Consider the following 11,870-nt stretch of genomic DNA (forward strand, 5'->3'; position numbering starts at 1 on the left):
ACAGGAGTTATTTTGAATAAAATCGGCGACCTTTTCAAAAATAAAGCCTCGACCAACTAATCGTTGAGTTACCCTAGCAATTAAGTCAGAAAAATCAGCCCAGTCTTCTTGTCTAACTGAAAGGACAGTCCCGTTTGTCAGCTTGATTTGGACATTGCCACTAGCCGTAACAACCGTACTGTTTTGCACGTAACCCCAGAAAGTGGAATTTACTTCCTTTGCGCGATCGTTCATTCTTTAGCTTATTGCCTCACTGAGTTATTTAAAGAAAGTAGGATAACATCTGCCTAATTATCATTTACTCCTACCTGCGAACGCTAGTAGCAAGCTGACGTATCAGTTCCGTAATGTCCGGGTGATGGCCTTCCAAAGTTATGACAACAGCTTCTTGAATCTCTGGGGCTACCTCTAAAGACTTTAACCAGCGTTCTATTTTCTTGAGATTAGCTTCTCGCCCTCGCAATACTTCCTTGCGAATACGTTCAACATCCTGAAGAATTTCATCATTGCCCACATCTGGGTCTGCCGGAAGGCGACGAACGCGATCTAAAATCGAGTTAAAAAGCGATCGCACATCATTTTCTGATGTTTTTTCTGCACCATATATTACATCCCCCAATGTTACATCACCACCTGCCACACCAATTGGGCTGTTAGTGACATTGCCAAATGTGGGATTAACTATGTGTGGGTTATCGCCAGTCGCTACTGGCCCATTGGCTGTTCTGATGTAAGTATTGTATTTTCCCCCAGACTGTAATACATTTTCATTTCCCTGAATAACAGGGCTATGATTCATTGTTCCACTATTATTCACACCACCACTCTGATTCTGAACCACGTCACTTGCGCCTTGAAGCTCGTCGAGTAAAGTTTTTCTGTGACTTTCAGTCATAATAGTTGGCAGGACAAAATTGCCTCTGACTCGGCAGTACAGTACCGGAACTCCCCAATCTCGCCAATATTTTTGACGTTGTTCCTTGTCTTTGAGAGCATCACATTGGTTGAAAACAGCTATCCGACCTAATGATACTGCTTGCTCTAAGGGTAATCCCGCTGCCAGTGCTTTGTAGAAAGTTCCACTAAATGCGATCGCACTTTCATCCCAAATTTTATACTGCATAGCGATCGCCGCAGGAATTCCGGCTGCCATTAAATTGGTGACTACTCCACTCCAAGCATTTTGTTCGTCGCGCCGTCCCGTTTCGCAAGCACCTAAAAAGACTAACTGTACGCCGCGAGATTGCAAATTAACTGCCAAGCTTTCGGCTGGCATAGGAGCAGATTTTCCATCTTCACCCAGCAGCAAAATGTATCCACCGCTGTCGTCCGATATCGATTGTTTAAACTTACCATGACCCGCAAAATGAAAAATATCTGCGCCAGCAATCAACTCATCCAGTAACTTTTGTGCGGTTGCATCTTGCACGTATACAGGCTCAATTCCTGGAATCTCTTTCAAAGCGCGATCGATATTCTCGCGCTCCTTATCTAAACGCAGCAGTTCTTCATCTTGAGGACTAGCCAAAGCAACAAGCAAGCGACGTTTTTTGGGAGTCATATCTAGCTTGACCCCAACAGGAAGTAGTTCGTGGCGTACAATAGAAATTTTTGGATTTAAACCACAGAACCCCATGCTATTTTTTGCTTCAGTGAGTTCGTGAATGTAGAGATATTCCCAAGGAATACTAACTAAACTCGGATCTAAAAATAAACGCAGGCGTAATCCTTCATTGGGTTGCAATCGACTGAGACTATTTAAAAATAGCTGACGAACCGGATCTGGAAGTAAAAAATCAGCAAGCTGCTCTCCCAGATTAACGATATCTTTTTCCTCTAATTGGCGATTTTCAAGCTGCCGAATTTTACGCTGCAAGCTTGGAGGGATTGGCGATATAAATTCAGGGGCTTTGCTTTCACCAGCGGGAGATTCTAAAACTCTAACTGAAAATTGCTGACTGCCTGAATTATCACGCTGGACAGTATCGACGACCAGTACAAAATCGTAGTAGTTATTAATTATCATTTGCTGTTTCTTTACTCCTGAGTTGCCAGATTAATTTCTACAATATGACGTACCCCAGGCACGCAATTCAGAAGCGTTAGATTCGGTGAATCTACATAGTCAGCACCGACTAATATTACATATCCGCCCAAGGTAATGCACAAAGCTGCTATCAGTAGTTTACCTTGAGGCAGTGCTACTGCTGGTAATGTTCCAAACCATTTCAAACCTTGCAGTACCTTTTCAGCCCAATTTATCTGTTGTCGGTAAGCTGCATCAAGTCCGCTAACACTTTGGATGGCGGTAATAAATTGCTCTAAATTTGCTGTACTGCTATCTGCTAACTGTTGAAGATTCTCGGTTGTCTGTTTTGTTTGGTAAAACCTTTCTAAAATATCGTTCAGCTTAGCTCCTTCTTTAAGTTCTTGTATCCATTCAAGTACCTGCTTAGCGGCTGTTTCTGCTAATTGTCGTCCCAAAAGTTCGATAACAGATTCATAAGCTCTGTTCAAGAAATCGCGAAACGCATTGTAAAGACGAGAGACATTTTCAGATTGCCCTAATACCCCAGCAATATCCATGCCGACAAAACCAACAGCTTCAGCGAGTTCTGCTACGCCCAAACCCATAACTCTGGTTAGTGCCGATTCCCCAGTTTGACTGGCTCGTTCTAAAATCCAATTTAGGGTATCTACAACGGTATTTGATAACTCCACGCGAGCGGTCGGAATATCTGTTATTTCTGCCTCGCCCCGCTCTATAATTTGGGAACTGATTTCGACACCCAATAGAACTTTAAGGTTTTCTTCAATACTTCCTAAATCAGCTACACTTCGTTCTCTTTCTTGGTTTTTAGACCAAGTAATTCCCTCTTCTTCGTCTATTGCTGCTTTATACAGATAAGCACTGATTTCTAAATCAGTTAAAGCTTTCGCCAACAGCTTCACCGATGCTTGAAAGCGCACGGTTGGATCTGCCTCGGTTTGCTCCCGTGCCAAAGCCTGGGTTAAGGATGCCGATACCGGAGATAGACTTTCTGCTTGTTGGGCTAAATCTTGAGGAGAAGTCGGTCCTCGTCCTCCGCGTTCGCCCGTTGGTTCGCCAGATGGAGCAAACAGCAAGCGCACTTTTTCAGCATAATCCTGGGAAATTTCTGGAGAAGAATCTTGTATATTCATTAGCTAATGATGACTAATTGATAAGTTATGAATTTGCAAGTTGTCAACAAAATTAAGTAAGGTTTTGTGGCATCAATGGCGATCGCCTATTTCTTTGATTAGTCGTTCGCTCAGCATATGATATTATTTAGTCTACACTCAAAAATGTGTTGTGTGCCATACTTAATACAAAATAATACTGTGTATACTCTTAGGAGTTTCTGCATAGGTGGATTCTAATTGGCTAAATAAAGGACAGGCGTAGAGCCAGATGAGTTTTCAGGATGACTTAAGCGCTATCTTCGATCGCATTGCCAACGGCAAGGAAACTGAGGGATATCTTCAAGCTCTACGGGAGTTATTCCGGAAGTATAATTGTCTGGATGCAGTGCAGTTGGGTAAGTACAACGTCAATATTGGGCAGGGACAGGATATTCACATTGGCGATCGCACTTACGTCACTTGGAATGATGAAGCCATTCAAGCCCTAATCGAGGTTGTTCAAAAGCAACACCCAAAACCAATTGGAATTCCTGCAAACCTTCCCTACAGTGGCGTGGTGGAGTTTGTTGGTCGGGATCAGGTTATGTCGCAACTCCATCAGATGTTGCAACAGAGTTACCGCGTTGCCGTTTCTGCGATCGCGGGAATGGGTGGTGTCGGCAAGACGGAACTGGCATTACAATATGCGCTGAAATACCAGCCCATTTATCCGGCAGGGATTTGCTGGCTCTCGGCAAGAGGCGTGGATGTGGGGACTCAGATTGTGCAGTTTGGGCGATCGCTCCTCAACCTCAATCCACCCGATGACTTTGAATTATTGGAGCAGATAACGTTTTGCTGGAGACACTGGCAATCCGGGGAAGTGCTGCTGGTGTTTGATGATGTCACGGACTACGCCGCCATCACACCCTACTTACCGCCCTCAACTGCCCTTCGCTTCAAGGTGCTGATTACTACTCGTCTGCGGTTGGGCACCTCAGTCAACCAGTTGGAACTGGAGGTCTTGGATGAAACAGCGGCACTGGCGCTGTTGGAGTCATTGGTAGGAGGCGATCGGATTCAGCCTGAGCGAGACTGCGCTCAGCAGCTTTGTGCTCAGTTAGGGTGTCTGCCATTGGGACTGGAACTGGTGGGACGTTATCTCGCTCGCAAACCCGATTTGTCTTTGGCAGTAATGCTACAACGGTTGCAAGAGAAGGGATTAGTGGCACGAGCACTGTGTCAGACGGATGATGATATGACCGCGCGATTAGGAGTGGCGGCAGCGTTTGAGTTGAGTTGGGAACTTTTGTCGGAAAGCGCGAAACCGCTAGGGTATTTCCTAAGTCTGTTTGCCACTGCCCCGATTCCCTGGTGGCTGGTAGAGAAGTGCTTGGCTGACCAAGACTCGGAGACTCTGGAAGAAACCCGCGACAGTGAGTTACTCAATCTGCACCTGCTGCAACGAACAAACCCCGGAACCTATCGCCTACATCCCCTGATTCGCGACTTTTTTCAAACAAAATCATTTGCTTATCAGATAGTTGATTACAATGAAGCCTTTCACCGATTTTGGAAATTAAAGGATCATCTCAAACGGGGAGGACAGTGGACGTTGTTAAAAGTCATGTGCGAGAAGCTTTTGCCATTTATTGAAGAGGGGGAAAAAGCATCCTGCTTAATCCTCATTGGGGAAATAAGCATTGAATTCGGTGATTTAGAAGAAGCTGAACAGCATTTTAAAAAAGCCATCCCAATTGCCCAAACACAAAGTGATGAAACTAATGTTAAGCTTTGCAAGCTCCAATTAGAGCTTATTAGTAATTTTCGAGAAGGGGACATTTTGGATGAGATGAGTTTCAACTCAAAAGCAGAGTACAAACGTCTCTACCCAAATCCATCAGAGTTAACAGGATTTGACTTTCCAGAGTTTCTAGCGGATAACAAGCGACAGAGCGCAGCTTTGAGTGCTAATATACAGCGCAAACTATTGGAATTTCGACGGCAAATGTATCGTGATTTTATAACTGAACATGGAGAGTCTGAACTGGCTAATACTACTTTTATTCCAATAATTGGTGAGATATTAGTCAAGTTGGGAGAGGCTGAAATTAATGCTGGCAATCTAGAAATTGCAAGGGAAACTTTACAAGAAGCTCTCGAAATCGTTAATAATTGCCACATGATGAAACACATAGCGCTAACGAACTATCATCTAGCCCGACTTGAACAATTCCTTCACAACATGGACTTAGCGCAAATTTACTATGCTTGTGCCTGCAATATCCTTCAAAGTCTCGGTGCAGGAAGAGAACTGAAGCGTATTCAACAGGAGTGGCAACATATAATAAATGATCGCAATACGTAGGGATGCTTTAATCTACAAAGTGATAGATCAACGATTGCATCGCCAATTCATTTGTGAGAGTTAGCGGCACAGTTTGATTCACATATTCACAAGCATTAGCAAATGCCTGAAACGTCGCATCAATTTTGATGGACTGTTCAGGCGATACTTCGAGCTTGCAAGATACGGTCAGGACTTGTTTCATGCCATAATTATATCATGTATTGAAGAAATCTTGTCTGCGTTTACATCTAGTTTGTTCGGCTATGCAAGCCTCACGCGCATTCCTCCCGTCACTCAAGGTCGTACCGTTAGAGTGCGGGACTCCTGCTGTTTTAGTTGAACTTGCCATTCTGAGAGACGAATTGCAGCGTGGTGTCACCGACTTTGAGCCACTGCCGCAGTTGGACAATTTCTGACTGATCGCGGCTGCCATTGAGAATGCGATAAAAACTAGCCTCGCTTACCTTTACTGCGGCGGTGGATTGACATTAATAAGCTTTTACGGTTATGGCAAAACCCAAAAGATACCCCAACAATTGGTATGAGATTGCGCTTTCGGTAAAAGAAAGCGCTCTTTGGCGCTGTACTAAGTGCCGCCAACAATGCCTCAGACCAGACAAACAAAGCAACAGCAACTTAACTAAATCCGAGCGTTGTTCCTTAACTTTGACCGTGCATCATCGCAACAGAATACCGGAAGACAACCGGCTCGAAAACTTAATCGCTCTTTGTACCGCCTGCCATCATTAAACTCAACGAGACTGTCACCAGCCCCGTTGGTCTTCAAAACCGTGCATGAAACTTTAATTTCACACGGCTCCTCAATGATTTGGTGCTTGTTACGCATACCTCATTACCCATTTATCCTCGACTCTTTCAAGTCTTTTGGTGGGTTTAGGCTCGACACTGTTGCAGTCGGATTTGCTGCCAGAACTGCCATCATTGGCTGTCTTTATATCATGGCAATGTCTATGTAGAAGTTGAAGATTTTTATACTCATCCTTTTCACCTTTCGATTTGGGGATGATATGGTCAACTTCCATTACATCATCTTCACGGAAGAACAAACCGCAGTGGGTGCATTTCCCTTTTTGCTTTTTCAGGAGCGTTGCCACTCTAGACGGCATTTCCGGGTTTTTACCCATTCTTGAACTCCAATAAACTAGGTTTCCGTCGTATGGTGACGATTCGCCTTTAACTTTCACATGACGCACTATAGGGGTGACGGCATGGTCAAGTAACCGAAATGAGGTTAATCCATCCTTCTTCGTTGCGAATACCCAGTTATCACCGCCTATGGAATGCCAATATTTGTTTGACACCCATTCCCTGCTCTTTTTTGGGTGGCGGCGTTTTGCCCAAGCGCTTAACTTTTGGTACGTGAGGCTATCGATATGTGAGTAAGCCACCTTACTTACCACAGTCGCATAGTAGTTTGCCCATCCCCTAATGATTGGGTTTAGATGGTTGATTAGCGCCACTTGCGGTGCTGCCTTATGGGCTTCGATAACACTAGCGATTTGATCGTAATGTACCTTTTGCGAATGCTTGCTTGGGGTGATGATTGTTTTAAAACCCTGATTAGAGTGATACTTTCCCACAGTGAATTGTTGTATCCTAAAACCAAGGAAATCGAACCCTGGTTTTTCTTGCTCATACTGGTTGAGAGTGTGAGTAAGCTGATTGACTGACAAAAGTTTAATTAGCCCAAACTACAGTGGTAGCTTGAAACTCAATTCTGTAAGTTCTTTGCTGATGTTGTAGACGAGAAGCCTTGACTGGTTCGGGGTCAATATTAGTAGAAAAAGAGATAACAGAAATTAAATTCCAGCCCTTGTTCAGAGCTTGTTTGACCCAACTCCAGCCAATTTTTAAGTAGCTAGCACCCCGATACCAATGTGGATCTACACAGCGACGCTGACCTAAAATGACAACTTCAACACCTTGAGCAGTCAAGAACAAAGTAGTCATCGCTAACACTAAGCACAGTCGAGAAAGAGCTGGAGCGGAACGGAGTTTAGAGTCTTCGAGATTGAATCCAGAGGATTTATCATCCAGAAAATTTTCCTCAATGGTAAAGCGGAAACCATATTCCCGAAAAGTTTGGAGATTAGTAGGCTCCGTACTAATAATGTACCAGTGTTCGCCATTCGTAGATTCCCACGCAATTGCTAGATGGACATCTGTGAGCGAGTTACATTTGTGAATTTGAACGTTGTGGATCAGTTTTGCCTCGCCGATGGCTACCGGAAATTGACTCACTCGCTGCCACCCCTGCCGTGGATGACGCAGCCAAAAATTGCCTTTAATCCGGATTCGACAGTGCCAGCCTAATTTTCTGACATCACGGACTAATTCGGCATTGGCAAACCCCCTGTCAGCCAAGAGAATGACTTTGACATCGACGGGTAGGAGCCTAGAGACACGCTTGAGAAGGTCCTGATAAGTATCGATTTTGACACTACTACTTTTGTGTTTGAGTAAGGAGCCAGCCCACCGGAATCGCTCTGCCCAAATGTACAACACAGATCCGAATGATGCAATATTTATCCCATAACATACTGGTATCAAAACTCAGATAAATTTCTGAGTCTTTCCAGTTGGCAAATACCGCCTTCACTACAGGACTATACAGTTTTGCTGGGTTGATGCGGGGATTATTTACCCATCGAGACAATCTTCGCTGTGTGCTTTGGGCTATTTGTGCTTTGGTGCAAACATGGTCGAGCCATTTGGTTAGATTTACCTTGCCTTCTACAATCAAACCAACCATCATCCAACACATCACTCCTAGATGTCTTAAATCTGACCACTGACTGTATTGACCTGCGAATTTCATTAGTTTATGATGAAGATGAGAGGGGCGATCGATCATTTCGATTCATACTGGTTTTTTGGTTAAGAACAGTTTATCCCTCTTTTTCTCTTTAATCCAGTCTGGGTCAGCTTTTATCCCGATCTTGACTGACTTTTGTCAGTCAACCAGGTGAGTAAGTCTCGTTTTGCTGGGTTTTAGTTCTAAACCCATGCCTTGTAACCATTCAGAGATAATCTCTTTACATCTTTGGACAACGGTTATGTCTTCGTGAAGAATAACGAAGTCATCGGCATAACGAATTAGGCTTAGGCTTTTACGGTTGTCCCGCTTACCATGACCACTTCGGGTGGGCAAAGTATCAGCATACTTTTTAATTCGTTTTTCCATCCCGTGGAGGGCAATATTTGCCAGTAGTGGAGAAATTACCCCGCCCTGTGGCGTACCCTCAGATGTTGGAAACAACTGCTTATCATCCATCACTCCCGCTTTTAACCAGGCTCGAACTTGTCGGCGGATGGTGGGGAATGTATTTAATTTTTTGAGCAGTGCTTCATGGTCGATGCGGTCGAAACACTTGGCAATGTCAGCATCTAGCACGTATTTAGATTTCTGACTAATTACCGTGAATATTTGCTCTATCGCATCATGGCATGAGCGATTAAACTCAACGAGACTGTCACCAGCCCCGTTGGTCTTCAAAACCGTGCGTGAAAATTTCTTTTCACACGGCTCCTCAATGTTTTGGTGCTTGTCACGCATACCTCATTACCCATTTGTCCGCGACTTTTTCAAGTCTTTTGGTGGGCTTAGGCTCGGCACTATTGCAGCCGGATTTGTTGCCAAGACTGCCATCTGAGGCGGTCTTTGTGTCGTGGCAATGTCTGTGTAGAAGTTCCCAGTTATCGTGAGAATCCTTTCCACCTTGCGATTTCGGGATTTTATGGTCAATTTCCATCACATCGTTTTCACGGAAAAACAATCCACAGTGGGCGCACTTCCCTTTTTGCCTTTTCAAGAGTTTTGATACCCTAATTGGCATTTCTGGGTTGTTGCCCATTCTTGTACTCCAATAAACCAGGTTCCCGTCAAATGGGGATAGTTTGCCTTTAACTTTTACATGACGCACTATTTTAATGCGGGCATGGTCAAGTAACCGAAGTGGGTTTTTCCCAACTTCAGTGGTTGCAAATACCCAGTTATCATCGCCTATGGAGTGCCAATATTTCTTTGACACCCATCCCTTTGATTTCTTTGGGTGGCGGAATTGTGCCCAAGAGAAAAGCTTTTGATACACTAGGTCATCTAACTGAGCGTAGATTTCCTTACTTATGACAGTCGAATAGAAGTTAGCCCAACCCCTAATGATAGGGTTTAGTCGCTTAATTAGCGCCGCTTGCGGTGCTGACTTATGGGAATCAATTACATCTGACAGACGGTCATAATGTGCCTTCACTTTTTCCTGACTTGGGGTAATGATGGTCTTAAAACCGAGTAATTCCCCTTTCGTATTTTTACCTGTATGGTGTTTCCCTTTGGGGAACTGACGTATATTAAATCCAAGGAAGTTGAATCCTGGCTTTTCATCAACAAAAGTTGAAAGAGTGTGCGTCAGCCGAGTTTTACTGGGTTTTAATTCCAAGCCTATGCCCATTAACCATTCCGAGATTATTTCCCGGCATCTTTGAACAACGGTTATGTCTTCATGGAGAATCACGAAGTCATCGGCGTACCTGATTAAAGTAGCTCCTGGCTGATAGCCAGCGTATTGACCTTTCTTGACAATTGTGCCACTAGGAAAGGCGCTTTTTATCCGGTTTTCCATCCCGTGGAGGGCTATGTTTGCCAAAAGCGGCGAAAGACATCCGCCTTGTGGCGTTCCCTCAGATGTAGGAAACAACTGCTTACCATCCATCACCCCCGCTTTTAACCATGCACGAATTTGACGGCGAATGGTGGGAGATGTATTCAGTTTTAAAAGCAGTGCTTTATGGTCGATACAGTCGAAACACTTCGATATGTCGGCATCAAGTACAAATTTTTGTTTATACCTGATGGAGTTAAAGATTGCTTCGATTGCATCATGACATGACCTTCCGGCTCTGAACCCGTATGAGTTTGGTTCAAATCGCGCTTCCCATTCTGGTTCTAATGCCAGTTTGACAAGCGTTTGCAAGGCGCGGTCATCCATTGTAGGTATTCCTAAAGGTCGCTTCTCATCACATCCAGGCTTGGGAATCCATACACGCCTGGTCGGGCTAACCTTAGAACCCAGTTTTATTTGATTTATCAAGGCAAGACGGAGATTAGGAGTCAGCGATTTAACGCCGTCTACACCTGCCGTCTTTTTGCCGCAATTATCCTGGGTAACTCTACGAACCGAAATGGCTCTTGCTGACCAAGAATTCATCAACGTTTTTTGGAGTCTGCGATATGTTTTTACATCGCCACGTTGAGAGGCTTGATAAATTCTCTGTTGCAGCTTATACACTCTACGTTCTAGCTTTCGCCAGTTAATAGAACGCCATTCCACCGTAGTCTTTAAACTCGTATTAGACATATTTACTGCTACTGGAAACTTTATCTTCCAAATCACCGTGATTCTGTCTGCCTATCCTCACCATTACAGTCAGGCGTTTTGCTTTTGAATCAATCTTGCCTACTCTTCGTATTAGTTAGCACCTACTCAATCATTGAAGACTGAGAACGGACGAGAGGTTACTTCGTTTCTGATAGTCATTGTTTGAGTTTTTAGAGCGGTACTATCCACCGGGTTTAGAGGAAGTGCTTGTTGGTCAACCAGGAACTTGCCAACTCCCCATTATCCTTGCCCATTTTGGGACTCCCAACGTAAACAGCCTGATTTCGCTGGTTATTCATGACGATGGTTCAAATGTACCTTTGTATTCCTACTCATGAACTCTTGCTCGGTGTTTACCAGGTTAGGCTTCCAGTATTGACACCTTTCACCCCCGCTTCAGGGATTGATGGCTAGTCGCTACCCTGGGGGACGCAATTCTTGACTGCGCTCTGTGTGCTTTCACTCCTGCACCTGGAGGGTGGGACTTAGTTTTCTAGGATATTTACCTCACCCACATGACTATCAAATTGTCTTGGCGAAGCCTCTCCCATTGGGAGAAGATTCTTGTGTAGCTTGCGGGTAATCCTCTACCCATTTCAGGGTTAGTTTCTACCCAACGAATCGCACTCCGGGTCTGAACCCGTATGAGTTAGGTTCAAATCGCGCTTCCCATTCTGGCTCTAGTGCCAGCTTGACAAGTGCGCGGCATCGCTCGGTCTTCCATTGTAGGTATACCCAAAGGTCGCTTCTCTTCCGATCCAGGCTTAGGAATCCATACCCTCCTAGTTGGACTGACCTTTGACCCCAGGTTTAATTTTTGAGTCAGGTCTAAACGTTGCTTTGGAGTCAGCGATTTAACGCCATCTACACCCGCCGTCTTTTTGTCGGGTAAGGAGGAACACGTCGCCGCGTCCTCCTCCCCTAAGAACCGGACTTGACAGTTTCCCATCATCCGGCTCAAGCCTCCAAAACCTCAGAAC

The 11,870-nt window shown here is 44.6% G+C and carries 10 protein-coding genes and 2 pseudogenes; 1 reads left to right on the forward strand and 11 read right to left on the reverse strand.

All coding sequences use genetic code 11. The features are described from left to right. The 3 genes from JGK36_RS31080 to JGK36_RS31090 form a co-directional block, all read right to left on the reverse strand. Positions 1-234: hypothetical protein (locus JGK36_RS31080; RefSeq protein ID WP_293201292.1), on the reverse strand; the 234-nt coding region annotated here is incomplete at its 3' end. A 70-nt stretch (positions 235-304) separates the two neighbouring features. Beyond that, positions 305-2,026 (reverse strand): CHAT domain-containing protein, encoded by a 1,722-nt coding sequence (locus JGK36_RS31085; RefSeq protein ID WP_293199031.1) that lies wholly within the window; start codon positions 2,024-2,026, stop codon positions 305-307. A gap of 11 nt (positions 2,027-2,037) precedes the next feature. Next, the gene (locus JGK36_RS31090) at positions 2,038-3,183 is read right to left on the reverse strand and encodes a hypothetical protein (protein ID WP_293199033.1); all 1,146 of its coding nucleotides are present in this window, start codon (positions 3,181-3,183) and stop codon (positions 2,038-2,040) included. 250 nt (positions 3,184-3,433) lie between these two features. On the opposite strand from JGK36_RS31090, the gene JGK36_RS31095 reads away from it, so the two are divergent. Beyond that, complete coding sequence (locus JGK36_RS31095) at positions 3,434-5,512, forward strand: NB-ARC domain-containing protein (RefSeq protein ID WP_293199035.1); 2,079 nt, start codon at positions 3,434-3,436, stop codon at positions 5,510-5,512. Between the two features lie 7 nt (positions 5,513-5,519). Here the strand turns inward: JGK36_RS31095 and JGK36_RS31100 are convergent, their stop codons facing one another. The 8 genes and pseudogenes from JGK36_RS31100 to JGK36_RS31135 all read right to left on the reverse strand — a co-directional run. Then, positions 5,520-5,696 (reverse strand): hypothetical protein, encoded by a 177-nt coding sequence (locus JGK36_RS31100; protein WP_293199036.1) that lies wholly within the window; start codon positions 5,694-5,696, stop codon positions 5,520-5,522. Between the two features lie 130 nt (positions 5,697-5,826). Then, entirely contained in the window at positions 5,827-5,934 is a 108-nt protein-coding gene (locus tag JGK36_RS34035; protein WP_366516619.1) for a hypothetical protein, read from the reverse strand. Positions 5,935-6,333: 399 nt separating this feature from the next. Continuing rightward, positions 6,334-7,188 carry a group II intron maturase-specific domain-containing protein gene (locus JGK36_RS31110; RefSeq protein WP_293199039.1) on the reverse strand — a complete coding sequence of 285 codons (855 nt, stop codon included), beginning with the start codon at positions 7,186-7,188 and terminating at the stop codon, positions 6,334-6,336. A 4-nt stretch (positions 7,189-7,192) separates the two neighbouring features. Next, positions 7,193-8,020, reverse strand: coding sequence for a transposase (locus tag JGK36_RS31115; protein ID WP_293199040.1), 828 nt, complete (start codon positions 8,018-8,020; stop codon positions 7,193-7,195). Next, entirely contained in the window at positions 7,959-8,333 is a 375-nt protein-coding gene (locus JGK36_RS31120) for a hypothetical protein (RefSeq protein ID WP_293199041.1), read from the reverse strand. The genes JGK36_RS31115 and JGK36_RS31120 overlap by 62 nt, the downstream gene beginning before the upstream one ends. A gap of 138 nt (positions 8,334-8,471) precedes the next feature. Beyond that, positions 8,472-9,011 (reverse strand): annotated as a pseudogene (locus JGK36_RS31125) (reverse transcriptase/maturase family protein); the annotation flags it as partial. Positions 9,012-9,063: 52 nt separating this feature from the next. Next, on the reverse strand, positions 9,064-10,869 hold the full coding sequence (gene ltrA / locus JGK36_RS31130) for a group II intron reverse transcriptase/maturase (RefSeq protein WP_293199042.1): 1,806 nt from the start codon (positions 10,867-10,869) through the stop codon (positions 9,064-9,066). Between the two features lie 651 nt (positions 10,870-11,520). Further along, positions 11,521-11,740, reverse strand: a pseudogene (locus tag JGK36_RS31135) (group II intron reverse transcriptase/maturase); the annotation flags it as partial. Positions 11,741-11,870: the final 130 nt, after the last annotated feature.

It is taken from the genome of Microcoleus sp. PH2017_35_SFW_U_B, assembly GCF_020737865.1.
Classification (GTDB): domain Bacteria; phylum Cyanobacteriota; class Cyanobacteriia; order Cyanobacteriales; family Microcoleaceae; genus Microcoleus.